The organism is Streptomyces sp. NPDC028635 (assembly GCF_040637635.1).
In the GTDB taxonomy this organism is placed as follows: domain Bacteria; phylum Actinomycetota; class Actinomycetes; order Streptomycetales; family Streptomycetaceae; genus Streptomyces.
This window is the reverse complement of record NZ_JBEZWX010000009.1, coordinates 193,478-207,608: the sequence shown is the minus strand read 5'-3', so window position 1 is coordinate 207,608 and position 14,131 is coordinate 193,478. Positions and strand designations below refer to the sequence as shown.

Sequence of the window (14,131 nt, the reverse complement as noted above, 5' to 3'; positions counted from 1 at the left end):
GCGCCCGGAACAAAGGGGCGCGAGGGACGGCGCGACCGGCCACAGGCACCCCGCACCCGGCGACGCGGCCTCAGATCCCCGCCCTCTTCTGCGCCTCCTCCACCAACCGCACCGCCCGCTCCACGTCGGCCGGGGAGCCGAGCACCAGGGCCAGGTCCCGGCCGGCGACGGTCACCTGGTCGGCAGCCGCGAACATCCCCGCGTCGGGCATCTCCCGGGGTTCCTCCCCCGGAGACTCGACGGTCTGCGCCCACCCGGCCAGCTCCCTGGCCAGCGCCAGCGCCTCCGCGGCGGCTCCTCGTTGCAGACGGGACTGCGGTGCTGCCCGCAACCGGTCGGCGAAGTGATCAACAGCTCGGGTCAGAGACGTCGTATCCACCACGGCGTGAGCCTACGCGCCCGCTCGGGACTGTTGCCAACGAGCGAACACTCAGGCACGGTGACCTGAAGGACCGGCTTACATCCCATGCGTCCGGAGGCGCCGATGTCCCATGTCCTCTCCGAGGAGACCCACCGCAACATTCTCGCCCGCATCCCCCACTGCACCGGTCGTGAGATCGCCGACTGGCTGCGCACCGTCGAAGAAGGCCCCGCCCTCCGTTTCGAGGAGAAGGTCAGCTGGCTGCGGCACGAGCACAATCTCGCGTACGGCCACGCCAAGGCGATCATCCATGAGTACGAGCTGAGGAGGGCCGCGCGGAAGCTGCGCTGACCGCTCCGCTCCCCGTGAGCGAGCGTCGCGCGCACCCGTCGCCACACGCCGAAGGGCCCCGGGACACGCGTCCCGGGGCCCTTCCCGACGTCGGCCGGCGAGTGCCGGCCCGCGTCAGTCGTTGCTGCTGAAGATCGCCACCAGACGCAGCATCTCCAGGTAGATCCACACCAGGGTCATGGTGAGACCGAACGCGGCCAGCCACGCCTCGTTGCGCGGGGCGCCGTAGGCGATGCCGTCCTCGATCTGCTTGAAGTCGAGGGTCAGGAAGAACGCGCCGATCAGGATCGCGATGATGCCCACGACCGCGCCCAGCGGGCCCATGCTGCGCAGACCGCCGTCCCCGGCGACGCCGAACGCCACCAGCAGCAGGTTGACCGCCATGACCACCACGAACGCGATGGCGATGGCCATGCCGATGCGGGCGTAGCGCGCCGTGACGCGGATCCAGCCGGCCTTGTACACGAGCAGCGTGGCGCCGGAGACCGCCATGGTGCCGAGCACCGCCTGGAACGGGGCGCCGCTCCACGCGCTGTTGTACATCTCGCTGATCACGCCGAGGAAGACACCCTCGAACGCGGCGTAGCCCAGGATCAGCGCGGGCGACGGGGTGCGCTTGAAGCTCTGCACCATCGCCAGGACGAAGGCGATGAGCGCCGAGCCGATCGCGAGGCCGTAGGAACCGGGCGAGACCGGCAGGACGGCCCAGGCGAGGACCGCGCCGAGGACGACCACGCCGAGCGTGGTGGCCGAGCGCACGACGACGTCGTCCATCGTCATCCGGCCGGTGGTGGCCGGGGCCTGCGGGGCGCCGTACTGCGTGTCCTGCTGGGCGTACGGGTTGGTCGCGTAGGGGTTCTGCGCGTAGGGGTTGCCGCCCTGGGCGTACTGATCGCCCTGAGCGTAGGGGTTGCCCTGTGCGTACCCGGCCTGCGGTGCGGTGTTGAAGCCCGCGTAGCCGTTGTCGCGGCTGAACCCCCGTCGCGAGAAGACCGGGTTGCTGCTCCTCATTTCACTCCTCCATGGCCACCGAGCGTGGCCTTGGCTCAAGAGTAATGGAAAGGCAAAGGATCGACCCTAATACCTGGGAAGGATCTTTCCCGCCCTGTGCTGCGCAACACGCTACGCGCAGGGGTGATTCCCGCCACCGCCGGGCCCGGTTCATGACGAAGCCGGTACACGTCCGGAATCGACCGGAGATCCACCCGCCCGGCGGCTCAGTCGAGCGGGAAGCCGGTGTACGCCTCGGCGAGGTCGGTCCCGGCCGCGCGACGGCCGGCGATGCGCTCCGGGCGGGCGATCTCGTCCCAGACCGCCGCGTCGCTCCAGGACCGCGCGCCGGTGTCCGACGCAGGCGCGGTCGCGGCTCTCCGCGACCTGCCGTCGCCGTCACCCGCTGTCAAGGGGTGCGCGTCGCGTCGGGAAGGGTGCGGCCGAGGGTCGGAGGTGCCCGGAGCCGGACTTGAACCGGCACGCCCGCGAAGGGGCAGCGAGGTTTAAGCTCGCCGTGTCTGCATTCCACCATCCGGGCAGGCCATGGGCTCCGCATCGAGACTCCGACCCTATCGGCAGACGCCCCACGCACAGGGGGCGGGTAGCCCGATGTTGTCTTATTTTATTGAGGTCTGAGGGAGCATCAGCCACCGGAACGCGCCGTCCGCACTTGCCAACACCCTTGCGTGCGACGCCCCGCCGCGTACGCGAAATGACGGAATTTCACCGTACGAACGAGGGTGCGCCACCTGTTCTCACCATGACCCGTCCGGCCCGGCTTCTCAGGGACGTCCGTCATCCCCAGGTATGACACGCACACCCCGGGTCCGACCGCAGTCGGCCCCGGGAACCGGAACAGCGGGTGACTACAGGGCGTCGAACCGCCGGAACGATGGAACACGTCCCCTCGACCACCGTCGTATCCGCAAGGAGAGCTCTCCCGTGACCACCACATCCGCCGTCGGCCGGACCAGCGCCGCCGTGGCCGCACGCGCCACGGACCTGTCGAAGATCTACGGCCAGGGCGAGACCCAGGTGGTCGCCCTCGACCGGGTCTCGGTCGACTTCCACCAGGCCCAGTTCACCGCCATCATGGGCCCCTCCGGCTCCGGCAAGTCCACCCTGATGCACTGTGTCGCGGGTCTGGACACCTTCTCCTCCGGCTCCGTGCGCATCGGCGACACCGAGCTGGGCTCGCTGAAGGACAAGCAGCTGACCAAGCTGCGCCGCGACAAGATCGGCTTCATCTTCCAGGCGTTCAACCTGCTGCCGACGCTGACCGCGCTGGAGAACATCACCCTCCCGATGGACATCGCGGGCCGCAAGCCCGACCAGCAGTGGCTGGACGCGGTGATCAGGATGGTGGGCCTGGCGGACCGGCTCGGGCACCGCCCCTCGCAGCTCTCCGGCGGCCAGCAGCAGCGCGTCGCCGTCGCCCGCGCGCTCGCCTCCAAGCCGGAGATCATCTTCGGTGACGAGCCGACCGGCAACCTCGACTCGCGCGCCGGCGCCGAGGTCCTCGGCTTCCTGCGCAACTCCGTGCGCGAGCTGGGCCAGACCGTCGTGATGGTCACCCACGACCCGGTCGCCGCCTCCTACGCGGACCGGGTCGTCTTCCTCGCCGACGGCCGCATCGTCGACGAGATGATCCGCCCCACCGCGGACGCCGTCCTCGACTACATGCGTGTCCTTCCCGGTGGCGCCCCCCAGACCGCCGCGTCCGACGTGAAGGGCCGCACCCGCTGATGTTCCGCACCGCGCTGCGCAACGTCCTCGCGCACAAGGCCCGCCTGCTGATGACCGTCCTCGCCGTGATGCTCGGCGTGGCGTTCGTCTCCGGCACCCTCGTCTTCACCAACACCGTCTCCCACGCCTACCAGCAGAGCTCCGCCAAGGGCTTCGACCACGTCGACGTCGCCGTCGAGCCCCGCTCGAAGGCCGACACCGGCAACACCGTGGGCAAGCGTCCCGAGCTGACCCAGGCGGAGCTGGACACCAGCGCCGAGGTGCCCGGCGCCGCCTCCGCGATCGGGGTCGTCCAGGGCTTCACCGCCATCGCCGACCAGCACGGCAAGCTCATCGGCGGCGGCTTCCGCTCCGAGGGCGGCAACTACTGGGGGACCAAGGACCCGCGCTACCCGCTCGTCGAGGGCCGCGCCCCCACCGGCAAGGACCAGGTCCTCATCGACGCCAGGACCGCGGAGCGGGCCGGCTACGAGGTCGGCGACACCGTGCGCATCTCCGTCGACGGCCCGGTCCTGACCCCGGTGATCACGGGCATCTTCACCACCGACGACGGCAATGTGGCCGCCGGCGGCAGCCTCGCGCTGTTCGACACGGCGACCGCGCAGCGGCTGTTCGGCAAGGCGGGCACCTACGACGAGATCGACGTCAAGGCCGCCCCCGGCACCTCCCAGACCGCGCTGCGGGCCGCGCTGGACAAGGCGCTGCCGAAGGACGCCGTGGAGACCACCACCGGCAAGCAGCTCGCCGACGACCAGGCGCGGATGATCTCCTCGCAGATGGGCGGGATGCAGCAGGCGCTGCTGGTCTTCGCCGGCATCGCCCTGTTCGTCGGCACCTTCATCATCGCCAACACCTTCACCATGCTGGTCGCCCAGCGCACCAAGGAACTCGCCCTGCTGCGCGCGGTCGGCGCCTCCCGCCGGCAGGTCACGCGCTCGGTGCTGATCGAGGCGCTGGTGGTCGGCACGGTGGCCGGGGTGGCCGGTCTGGTCGCCGGCATCGGCATCGGGGCCGGGCTCCGGTCCCTGATGGGCGCCTTCGACGCGACGGTCCCGGACGGCCCGCTGGTGATCTCCCCGGGCACCGTGGTCGCCGCGCTCGTCGTCGGTGTCGTGGTGACCATGCTGGCCGCCTGGCTGCCCGCCCGGCGGGCCGCGAAGATCCCCCCGGTGGCGGCGATGAGCAGCGTCCACGCCAAGGCGTCCACCAAGTCGCTGGTGCTGCGCAACACCCTCGGCGCCCTGTTCGCCGCGGCCGGGGTCGCGGTGGTGCTCGCGGCCACCTCGATGGACGCCGACGCCGCCCAGGCGCCCATGGGGCTCGGCGCGGTGCTGCTGATCATCGGCGTGTTCGTGCTCACCCCGCTGCTGTCCCGGCCGCTGATCGCGGCCGCCGCGCCGGTGCTGCGCGCGTTCGGGGTGTCGGGCAAGCTCGCCCGGCAGAACTCGGTGCGCAACCCGCGGCGCACCGCCGCCACGGCCTCCGCCCTGATGATCGGGCTCACCCTGATCACCGGCATGACGGTGATGGCGGGCAGCCTGCAGACGTCGATCGACAAGATGGCCTCGGCGGCGATCCGCGCCGACTACGTCGTCTCCATGGCGAACGGCAACGAGCTGTCGCCGGGCGTCGAGAAGACGCTGCGCACGACCGAAGGCGTCACGGACGTCAGCCCGTTGCGCAACGCGCCCTCACGCATCGACGGGCGGACCGAGTACCTGACCGGGGTCCACGGCGCCGCGATCGGCAAGCTCACCGCGCTCAAGACCGAGGACGGCTCCTTCACCGTCGGCGGCGACAAGGTCGTCGTCGACCGGGACACCGCGAAGGACCACGGCTGGCGCGCCGGTTCCGGCTTCACGGTGCACTACGAGGACGGCAAGGCGCAGCGGCTGACGGTCGCCGGGGTGTACGAGGGCAACGACATGCTCCGCGGGATCATGCTCGACACCACCGCCCTCGCCCCGCACCAGCCGGCCGACGCCGGTGACATGCAGGTCATGGTGAAGACGGCCGACGGCACATCGGCCGCGACCAAGGACCGCCTGGTGAAGGCGCTGGGCGACAACCCGGCGATCAGGGTCCAGGACAAGCAGGACGTCTCCGACGAGATCGCGCAGATCTTCACGCTGATGCTGAACATGCTCTACGGCCTGCTCGGCATGGCGGTGATCGTCGCGGTGCTCGGTGTCGTCAACACCCTGGCGATGAGCGTCTTCGAGCGTGCGCAGGAGATCGGCATGCTGCGGGCGATCGGCCTGGACCGCTCGGGCATCAAGCGGATGGTCCGCCTGGAGTCCCTGGTGATCTCCCTGTTCGGCGGCGTGCTCGGCATCGGCCTCGGCGTGTTCTTCGGCTGGGCGGCCGGTGAACTGCTCGGCACCAAGATGCCGACGTACGAGCTGGTGCTGCCGTGGGCGCGGATGGCGCTGTTCCTGGCGGGAGCCGCCCTGGTGGGCGTCCTCGCGGCCCTGTGGCCGGCCCGCCGCGCGGCCCGCCTGAACATGCTGCAGGCCATCAAGGCGGAGTAGCGGGTACGGCATCGAGGGGCCCCGCTTCCTTCCGGGAGCGGGGCCCCTCGTGCCGGGTCAGTTCCAGGTGCGGGCGCGCAGCGGCATCCCGGAGGCGCCGGAGTCGGGTGTCTTCACGGCGAGGACCTGGTTGACGCCGATGCGGTTGCGCTCGAAGGACACCGCCGACGCGGCCATGTACAGCCGCCACACCCGGGCCCGGCCCGGGCTGGTCAGCCGGACCGCCCGGTCCCACTGCGCCTCCAGGTTGGCGACCCAGCCGCGCAGGGTGAGCGCGTAGTGCTCGCGGATCGACTCCACGTCGCGCACCTCGAAACCGGCCCGCTCCAGCTGGGTGACCGTGGTGCCGATGGGCTGCAGCTCGCCGTCGGGGAAGACGTAGGCGTCGATGAAGGCGTCCACGTCGTAGGCGCCCTCGTCGCGCTGCGGGCGGCGGCCGATCTGGTGGTTGAGCAGGCGGCCGCCGGGCCTGAGCAGGGCGTGCAGGCTCCGGGCGTACTCCAGATAGCGCTCGGCGCCGACGTGCTCGGCCATGCCGATGGAGGAGATCGCGTCGTACGGCCCGTCCCGCACGTCCCGGTAGTCCTGCACCCGGATCTCGATCCGGTCGGTCAGGCCCTCGTCGGCGGCCCGCTTGCGGGCGTAGGCGGCCTGCTCCTGGGAGAGCGTGATGCCGACGACGCTCACACCGTGCTCACGGGCCGCGTGGAGCGCCATGGACCCCCAGCCGCAGCCGACGTCGAGCAGCCGCTGACCCGGCTTCAGGGCGAGCTTGCGGCTGACGAGTTCGAGCTTGTCGCGCTGGGCGGTCTCCAACGTGGCGTCGGGGGCGGGCCAGTAGGCGCAGGAGTACACCATGGACGGGCCGAGGACCAGCTCGTAGAAGTCGTTGCCGACGTCGTAGTGGTGGCTGATGGCCTTCTTGTCGGTGCGGCGGGTGTGCAGATGGCCGCGGCGCCGGCGGACCTCCTCGGGGGGCGGCGCGGGCGGCAGCGGCGGCCCCGCGAGCTTCACCAGGCCGCGCACGGCCTGGCGTACGGACGGATCGCGCAGGGCCTCGCCGAGGGTTCGCGCGTCCTCGCCGCGGTCCCAGATCAGCTCGGCGAGCAGGTCGAGCGCGGCGTACAGGTCGCCCTCGATCTCCAGGTCGCCGGCCACCCAGGCACGGGCCAGGCCCAGTTCGCCCGGTTTGAACAGCAGCCGGCGCAGCGCGCGACGGTTGCGCACGACCAGTGTCGGGGCGCCGGGGGGACCGGCCTGTGAGCCGTCCCAGGCGCGGATACGGACCGGGAGCGGCACTCCCAGCAACTGCTCGAGCAGGCGCGTGAGCCGCAGCGCGGCGTCGGCCATGGTGCAACACCTCCGTGACAAGCGATCCCGGAATGTCGTGCACCACGTAAACACCTGCGCGGCGGCGCCGCAGTCCCCCACGCGCGTCACGGCTGGGTAAACCCTCCTAAGGGGCGGGTGGTCTCTTGGACACCGGGTCGAGTTCGTGGGTGCGCACCACGGGGTGCTTGCCCGCGCCGGAGGCCTCGACCAGCCAGATGTGCGGGATGCCCGCGGCGGCGTACTTCAGCAGTTCGATCATCCTGGCGTGGAAACGCCGCTGCGGACTGACGAGGACCAGGCTCCCGTCGATCGGCTCGGTGTGCGGCGGGAGGTCGGGCACGCCGAAGGGGCCGCCCGCACCACGGATGGCGGGCGGCCCCTTCGGGCTGTTCAGCGGCTGACCGGGAGGCCGGGCGGCTCGGCCTCGAGGGTCAGGAGGCCTTGGCCTTCTCCTCGGTCTTCACGGCGGCCTTGGCGGGAGCCGGGGCCGGCTTGGCGGCCTCGTAGAACTCCTCGCGCGGGGACTCCAGCGCGCCGAGGGAGACGACCTCGCGCTTGAGGAACATGCCGAGCGTCCAGTCGGCGAAGACCCGGATCTTGCGGTTCCAGGTCGGCATCGCCAGACCGTGGTAGCCGCGGTGCATGTACCAGGCGAGACGGCCCTTGAGCTTGATCTTCATCTTGCCCATGACGATCATCGCGACGCCCTTGTGCAGGCCGAGGCCCGCCACCGCGCCCTTGTTGGCGTGGCTGTACTCCTTCTGCGGGAAGCCCCGCAGGCCGGAGAGGACGTTGTCGCCGAGCACCCGGGCCTGGCGCAGCGCGTGCTGGGCGTTCGGCGGGCACCAGGCGTTCTCGTTGCCCGCCTTGCGGCCGACGAGGTCCGGGACCTGGGCGTTGTCGCCGGCGGCCCAGATGTAGTCGGTGCCCTGCACCTGGAGGGTGGGCGCGCAGTCGACGTGACCGCGCGGGCCCAGCGGCAGGCCGTAGCGGGCCAGGACCGGGTTGGGCTTGACGCCGGCGGTCCACACGATCGTGTTGGCGTCGACCTCGAGGCCGTTCTTCAGCACCACGTGGCCGTCGACGCAGGAGTCCATGGAGGTGGACAGGTAGACCTCGACACCGCGGGACTCGAGGTGCTCCTTGCCGTACTGGCCGAGCTTCGGGCCGACCTCGGGAAGGATCTTGTCGGCGGCGTCGACGAGGATGAAGCGCATGTCCTCGCGGGACACGTTGGTGTAGTACTTGGCCGCGTCCCGGGCCATGTCCTCGACCTCGCCGATGGTCTCGGCGCCGGCGAAGCCACCACCGACGAAGACGAAGGTGAGCGCCTTGCGGCGGATCTCCTCGTCCGTCGTGGAGTCGGCCTTGTCGAGCTGCTCCAGCACGTGGTTGCGCAGGCCGATGGCCTCCTCGATGCCCTTCATGCCGATGCCCTGCTCGGCGAGGCCGGGGATCGGGAAGGTGCGGGAGACCGCGCCGAGCGCGATGACCAGGTAGTCGAAGGGCAGCTCGTACGCCTCGCCGACCAGCGGGGCGATCGTGGCGACCTTGCGGTCCTGGTCGATGGTGGTGACCCGGCCGGTGAGGACCTCCGCCTTGGGAAGCACACGTCGCAGCGGGACGACGACGTGGCGCGGGGAGATGCTGCCGGCGGCGGTTTCGGGGAGGAAGGGCTGGTAGGTCATGTACGACCGGGGGTCGACGACCGTGACGGTCGCCTCTCCGTAGCGCATCTTCTTGAGAATGCGCCGAGCTGCGTACAGGCCTACGTACCCACCGCCTACTACGAGGATCCTGGGACGCTCCGTGGTGCTCATGGCATCGAGTATCCACCCGGTTGGAGGGGGTGGCTCGTGCGCCCCTTCACAAGCTCCGACACTACCTGTGCTACACTCCGCGGCCCGCGTGACGCAGGTCATGCCGGGCGACGGGAACCGTTGTCCGGTACAACCCGTTGTCAATGCCGCGTGAGCTGCCTCTCTGGGCGTCGGACGGCACCGTGAGCGAGCCGCGAGGCCCTGTCGGACGCGTGATCCGAAGGCGCGCCGGCCACCCCTTCTGAACATGTTCAAAGGCGAGTTCGGCCCCCGAAGGGGTGATCCGAAGGCGTTCGGGGGGCCTGCGGGACGGAATTCCTTGTGAAGAACTTCACGAACTTTCCCGACGGGCTGTGTCGCGGACCTGGGGACGCCTCTCATCTGCCGGGTTCGACTGCCCGGCGGGTGCGGGCCGGGGGTGGCTCGCCGGGCGGTTCCCCGCGCCCCTGACGGCGTTGCGGCGGCCCCCGCCACCGCAGCCCCGGGGCGCCGGCGGGGACGACCCGCCGGCGCCCCGGACGGCCCCTACCGGTGGCCCGGGCCCATGCCGCCGCGGTCGTCGCGGCCCATGCGGTCGCCGTACTCGTCGGTCTCCTCGGCGCTGCTCTCGATGCGCTCCTTGCGCACCTGTCCGCGCACCGTCTCCTGCTCGGTGTGCTCCTCGGTGGTCAGGCGTACCCGCTCCACCGGCACGGCCTCGGTCTCCACGACCGGCCGCTCCTCGTGCAGCACCACCTCGTGCTCGGCCTCGCCGATCTCCTGCCCGGAGAGCGCGGCGTCGCGGTTCGCCTCGGTGATCGGCTCCCGTTCGACGCGCACCTCCTCGTGCCGCAGCGGTACGACGCGCTCCTCCTCCTCGGTGACGACGTACTTGCGCAGCCGGGCGCGGCCCGCCTCACGGCGCTCCACACCCACGTGCAGGTGCTCCTCGGAGCGCGTCATCGCGTCGTCGTCCGGGCCTCGGCGCGCACCGGCGGCCGCACGGCCCTCCGCCGCACCGGCGGCACCCGCCGTGCCCCCGGCGCCGGCCACACCCGCGGCGCCCGCCGCACCCGCCGTGCCCGCCTGGTGGGCCCAGCCGCCCTCGCCGGGCCGGTTGGCGCGGGACCAGGACTCGTCCCAGTCGAGGCCGTAGTAGTCGTAGAGCCGGTGCTCCTCGTCCTCCGAGAGGTGGCCGCCGCCGTCGACGTCGACGTGCGGGGCGTCCTTGACCTTGCTCTTGGAGTACGGGACCTCGGTGTGCCCGTCCACCACCGCGGCGTCACGGATCGGCACGAAGGACTCGCTGCTGCCGAAGAGGCCGGTCTTGACCGACACCCACTCCGGCGCGCCGGTCGTGTCGTCGAGGAAGACGTGCTTGGCTTCGCCGATCTTCTTCCCGTCCTCGCCGAGGACCGGGTGGTCCAGGACCGAGTGGATCTGCTCTCTGGTGATCATGCTGTCTCACCCTTCTCGCGGAGCGACTCCCTGCGCGGGTTCACCAGACATATAGGGCGAAACGGAACAATGGCAACAGAGGGCACATACTTTTCGTAAGTGCCCTCTGTGCACATCAGTGCTCCGACGTCACGCCACCGACCAGGCGATGCCGTCCAGGATGTCGTGCTCGCTCACCACGACCTCCTCGGCGCCGATCCGGTCCATGATCGACAGCAGCACCAGGGAGCCCGCCGCGATCACGTCCACCCGCCCGGGGTGCATGGACGGCACGGCCGCGCGCTCGGCGTGCGTGGAGTGCAGCAGCCACTCGGTGATCTCGCGGACCTTGTCGCGGGAGATCCGGGAGTGGTGGATGCGCGCCGAGTCGTACTCGGGCAGCTCCTGGGCGATCGCCGACACGGTCGTCACCGACCCGGCGAGCCCGACCAGCGTCCGCGCCTCGCGCAGCGGCACGCTCGCCTCGGCGAGGTCGAGGGCGGCCTCGATGTCGGCCCGCATGGCCGCGATCCGGTCCTCGGTGGGCGGGTCCGTGACCGTCCCGCCGTCCACCAGGTGCCGTTCCGTCATCCGCACACAGCCGACGTCCACCGAGCGGGCCGCGCGCACGTGCTCCTCGCCGACGACGAACTCCGTGGAGCCGCCGCCGATGTCCACCACCAGGAAGGGGCGGTCCAGGTGCTCGTGCTCGGCCAGCTCCCTGGTCGCGCCGGTGAAGGAGAACTCCGCCTCCTGGTCACCGGTGATGACCTCCGGCTCCACGCCGAGGATGTCCATCACCCCGCGCACGAACTCGTCGCGGTTCTCCGCGTCACGGGAGGCGGAGGTGGCCACGAAGCGCAGCCGCTCGGCGCCGTACTCCTTGATGACCTGCGCGTACTCCCGGCACGCGGCGAAGGTCCGCTCCAGCGCCTCCGGGGCGAGCCGGCCGGTGCGGTCGACCCCCTGTCCGAGCCGCACGATCGTCATACGGCGGTCCAGGTCGACCAGTTCGCCGCTGTTCGGGTCACAGTCGGCGACCAGCAGGCGGATGGAGTTCGTACCGCAGTCGATGGCGGCGACGCGGGTCACTTGGCGTCCTCCTCGGTCTCCGTGCCGTCCTGTGCCGGCGTCACGCACGGGCCCTTGCGCCACCACTCGGGCAGCATCGCGATGGCCTCGTCGCCCAGCGGGTTCACACCCGGTCCGGCGGCCAGGGAGTGGGCGACGAGCACGTGCAGGCACTTCACCCGGTCCGGCATGCCGCCGGCGCTCGGGAAGCCGGTCAGCTCCTCGATCTCGTCCCGGCGCCGGATGTAGTCCTCGTGCGCGGCGCGGTAGGCGGCGGCCAGCTCCGGGTCGCTCTGCAGCCGCTCGGTCATCTCCTTCATCACGCCCTCGGCCTCCAGCGTGCCGATCGCGGAGGCGGCCCGGGGGCACGTCAGGTAGTACAGCGTCGGGAAGGGCGTGCCGTCCGGCAGGCGCGGGGCGGTCTCCACGACGTCGGGCTGCCCGCAGGGGCACCGGTGGGCGATCGCGCGCAGCCCGCGCGGCGGCCGGCCGAGCTGCTGCCTGAAGGCCTCGACGTCCGCGTCGGTGGGCTCGGTGCGCGGGGTGGACGGCGGGGGCGTTTCCACTACGAAGTTCTCTCTTGTCGAATTACTGGTCGGCGGCGTCGGCCTTGTCGACCCCGTCCCAGACGTTGGAGTACCAGGGGCGGTCCGCCGAGCCGGCGTCGGTGTGGGCCTGGGTGGCCGCGTCCGGGTCGACCACGACGTAACCGGTCTCCCCCGGCAGCACATAGTGCAGCCGCTTGCGGATCTGCTGCTCGGCGAAGGAGTCGTCCTGCCAGCGCGCCTTGAGGTCGCGCAGCTGCTCCACGCGCTGCGCGGCCTGCTGCTTCTGGCGCTGCAGGTCGGCGATCTCGGCGCGCTGCGAGACGTACTGGCGCATGGGGTAGGCGAGCGCCACGATCAGCGTGCACACCACCAGCGCGAGCAGCGCCGCGCGGCCGGTGAGCCGGGAGCGGCGGGCCTGCCGTTTGGTCTGGGAACGGTAGACGCGGGCCGCGGTCTGCTCGCCGAGCAGCCGGATCCTGGTCGCGGTGGAGAAACGGTCCCGGTCCTTCACCGCCATGGCCAGCCTCCCGTTCACACGCGCGTACGTCCCCGGACACGGTACGGGACCGAGTACGGGGACGTACGTACGACTGGCTGAGCCTTACGCCAGGTTGGCCCAGGCTCGAAGGCCGGCCTCGGGCTCAGCCGCCTGCTCAGCCCTTGGAGACGGTGCCACGGAAGCGCGGGAACGCGCTGCGGCCGGCGTACACCGCGGCGTCGTCGAGGATCTCCTCGATGCGCAGCAGCTGGTTGTACTTGGCGACGCGCTCGGAGCGGGCCGGGGCGCCGGTCTTGATCTGGCCGCAGTTGGTGGCGACGGCGAGGTCGGCGATGGTGACGTCCTCGGTCTCGCCGGAGCGGTGGGACATCATGCACTTGTAGCCGCTGCGCTGGGCCAGCTCGACGGCGTCCAGGGTCTCGGTGAGCGAGCCGATCTGGTTGACCTTGACCAGGAGCGCGTTGGCGGCGCCCTCGTCGATGCCGCGCTGCAGGCGCTCGGGGTTGGTGACGAACAGGTCGTCGCCGACGAGCTGGACCTTGTCACCGAGCTGGGCGGTGATGGTCTTCCAGCCGGCCCAGTCGTCCTCGAACAGCGGGTCCTCGATGGAGACCAGCGGGTAGGCCTCGACCAGCTCGGCGTAGTACTCGGTCATCTCGGCGGCCGAGCGGTTCTTGCCCTCGAAGAGGTAGGAGCCGTCCTTGTAGAACTCGGACGCGGCGACGTCGAGGGCGAGGGCGATCTGCTCGCCGGGCTCGTAGCCGGCCTCCTTGATCGCCTCGAGGATGAGGTCGAGGGCCTCGCGGTTGGAGCCGAGGTTCGGGGCGAAGCCGCCCTCGTCGCCGAGGCCGGTGGACAGGCCGCGGCCCTTCAGCACCTTCTTCAGGGTGTGATAGACCTCGGTGCCCCAGCGCAGCGCCTCGGAGAAGGACTCCGCGCCGATCGGGGCGATCATGAACTCCTGGATGTCCACGTTGGAGTCGGCGTGCGAGCCGCCGTTCAGGATGTTCATCATCGGCACCGGCAGCAGGTGCGCGTTCGGGCCGCCCAGGTAGCGGAACAGCGGCAGGTCGCTGGCCTCGGAGGCGGCGTGGGCGACGGCGAGCGAGACGCCGAGGATGGCGTTGGCGCCGAGGGAGCCCTTGTTGTCGGTGGCGTCCAGGTCGAACATGGCCTGGTCGATCAGGCGCTGCTCGGTGGCGTCGTAGCCGACCAGCTCCGGGCCGATCTGCTCGATGACGGCCAGCACGGCCTTCTCGACGCCCTTGCCCTGGTAACGGCTGGCGTCGCCGTCGCGGAGCTCGATGGCCTCGAAGGCGCCCGTCGAGGCGCCGGACGGAACGGCGGCACGCCCGGTGCTGCCGTCGTCGAGGCCGACCTCGACCTCGACCGTGGGGTTGCCTCGGGAGTCCAGGATTTCCCGGGCTACGACGACGTCGATGGACGGCACGAGCATCTCCTTC

13 protein-coding genes, 1 tRNA gene and 1 pseudogene are annotated in these 14,131 nt (G+C 71.1%); 3 read left to right on the top strand and 12 right to left on the bottom strand.

The annotated features are described in order from the left end of the window. Window positions 1-70: 70 nt before the first annotated feature. Window positions 71-382: a hypothetical protein gene (locus tag AB0E88_RS13075; RefSeq protein ID WP_361628548.1), complete on the bottom strand. Its 312-nt coding sequence runs from the start codon at window positions 380-382 to the stop codon at window positions 71-73. Between the two features lie 102 nt (window positions 383-484). Between AB0E88_RS13075 and AB0E88_RS13070 the strand changes: the two genes are divergently transcribed. Then, complete coding sequence (locus AB0E88_RS13070; protein ID WP_361628545.1) at window positions 485-712, top strand: DUF4287 domain-containing protein; 228 nt, start codon at window positions 485-487, stop codon at window positions 710-712. A gap of 114 nt (window positions 713-826) precedes the next feature. On the opposite strand, the gene AB0E88_RS13065 is transcribed toward AB0E88_RS13070, so the two are convergent. The 3 genes from AB0E88_RS13065 to AB0E88_RS13055 all read right to left on the bottom strand — a co-directional run bounded on the left by AB0E88_RS13065 (window position 827) and on the right by AB0E88_RS13055 (window position 2,243). Beyond that, window positions 827-1,723, bottom strand: coding sequence for a Bax inhibitor-1/YccA family protein (locus tag AB0E88_RS13065; RefSeq protein WP_361628542.1), 897 nt, complete (start codon window positions 1,721-1,723; stop codon window positions 827-829). 206 nt (window positions 1,724-1,929) lie between these two features. After that, the gene (locus AB0E88_RS13060; protein ID WP_361628680.1) at window positions 1,930-2,115 is read right to left on the bottom strand and encodes a hypothetical protein; all 186 of its coding nucleotides are present in this window, start codon (window positions 2,113-2,115) and stop codon (window positions 1,930-1,932) included. Window positions 2,116-2,159: 44 nt separating this feature from the next. Further along, window positions 2,160-2,243 (bottom strand) — tRNA-Leu (locus tag AB0E88_RS13055). Window positions 2,244-2,647: 404 nt separating this feature from the next. Here AB0E88_RS13055 and AB0E88_RS13050 point away from each other — a divergent pair. After that, window positions 2,648-3,451 (top strand): ABC transporter ATP-binding protein, encoded by an 804-nt coding sequence (locus AB0E88_RS13050; protein ID WP_361628539.1) that lies wholly within the window; start codon window positions 2,648-2,650, stop codon window positions 3,449-3,451. Continuing rightward, a complete protein-coding gene (locus tag AB0E88_RS13045; RefSeq protein WP_361628536.1) occupies window positions 3,451-5,982 on the top strand; it encodes an FtsX-like permease family protein in 2,532 nt (843 codons plus the stop codon). The genes AB0E88_RS13050 and AB0E88_RS13045 overlap by 1 nt, the downstream gene beginning before the upstream one ends. 57 nt (window positions 5,983-6,039) lie before the next feature. On the opposite strand, the gene AB0E88_RS13040 is transcribed toward AB0E88_RS13045, so the two are convergent. The 8 genes and pseudogenes from AB0E88_RS13040 to eno all read right to left on the bottom strand — a co-directional run bounded on the left by AB0E88_RS13040 (window position 6,040) and on the right by eno (window position 14,118). After that, the gene (locus AB0E88_RS13040; protein WP_361628533.1) at window positions 6,040-7,332 is read right to left on the bottom strand and encodes a cyclopropane-fatty-acyl-phospholipid synthase family protein; all 1,293 of its coding nucleotides are present in this window, start codon (window positions 7,330-7,332) and stop codon (window positions 6,040-6,042) included. A gap of 124 nt (window positions 7,333-7,456) precedes the next feature. After that, a pseudogene (locus tag AB0E88_RS13035) lies at window positions 7,457-7,660 on the bottom strand (hypothetical protein); the annotation flags it as partial. Between the two features lie 85 nt (window positions 7,661-7,745). After that, window positions 7,746-9,134: an NAD(P)/FAD-dependent oxidoreductase gene (locus AB0E88_RS13030; RefSeq protein ID WP_361628530.1), complete on the bottom strand. Its 1,389-nt coding sequence runs from the start codon at window positions 9,132-9,134 to the stop codon at window positions 7,746-7,748. Window positions 9,135-9,659: 525 nt separating this feature from the next. Next, window positions 9,660-10,571, bottom strand: coding sequence for a PRC and DUF2382 domain-containing protein (locus AB0E88_RS13025; protein ID WP_361628527.1), 912 nt, complete (start codon window positions 10,569-10,571; stop codon window positions 9,660-9,662). A gap of 129 nt (window positions 10,572-10,700) precedes the next feature. Next, complete coding sequence (locus tag AB0E88_RS13020; RefSeq protein WP_361628524.1) at window positions 10,701-11,642, bottom strand: Ppx/GppA phosphatase family protein; 942 nt, start codon at window positions 11,640-11,642, stop codon at window positions 10,701-10,703. Beyond that, window positions 11,639-12,187, bottom strand: coding sequence for a DUF501 domain-containing protein (locus AB0E88_RS13015; RefSeq protein ID WP_361628521.1), 549 nt, complete (start codon window positions 12,185-12,187; stop codon window positions 11,639-11,641). The genes AB0E88_RS13020 and AB0E88_RS13015 overlap by 4 nt, the downstream gene beginning before the upstream one ends. A 22-nt stretch (window positions 12,188-12,209) precedes the next feature. Then, window positions 12,210-12,686: a septum formation initiator family protein gene (locus tag AB0E88_RS13010; protein ID WP_361628518.1), complete on the bottom strand. Its 477-nt coding sequence runs from the start codon at window positions 12,684-12,686 to the stop codon at window positions 12,210-12,212. Window positions 12,687-12,822: 136 nt separating this feature from the next. Then, a complete protein-coding gene (gene eno / locus AB0E88_RS13005; RefSeq protein ID WP_361628515.1) occupies window positions 12,823-14,118 on the bottom strand; it encodes a phosphopyruvate hydratase in 1,296 nt (431 codons plus the stop codon). Window positions 14,119-14,131: the final 13 nt, after the last annotated feature.

Coding starts and splice junctions, on each gene's coding strand:
- AB0E88_RS13070 (WP_361628545.1), top strand. CDS start 485: ATGTCCCATGTCCTCTCCGAGGAGACCCACCGCAACATTCTCGCCCGC.
- AB0E88_RS13065 (WP_361628542.1), bottom strand. CDS start 1,723: ATGAGGAGCAGCAACCCGGTCTTCTCGCGACGGGGGTTCAGCCGCGAC.
- AB0E88_RS13045 (WP_361628536.1), top strand. CDS start 3,451: ATGTTCCGCACCGCGCTGCGCAACGTCCTCGCGCACAAGGCCCGCCTG.
- AB0E88_RS13040 (WP_361628533.1), bottom strand. CDS start 7,332: ATGGCCGACGCCGCGCTGCGGCTCACGCGCCTGCTCGAGCAGTTGCTG.
- AB0E88_RS13030 (WP_361628530.1), bottom strand. CDS start 9,134: ATGAGCACCACGGAGCGTCCCAGGATCCTCGTAGTAGGCGGTGGGTAC.
- AB0E88_RS13025 (WP_361628527.1), bottom strand. CDS start 10,571: ATGATCACCAGAGAGCAGATCCACTCGGTCCTGGACCACCCGGTCCTC.
- AB0E88_RS13010 (WP_361628518.1), bottom strand. CDS start 12,686: ATGGCGGTGAAGGACCGGGACCGTTTCTCCACCGCGACCAGGATCCGG.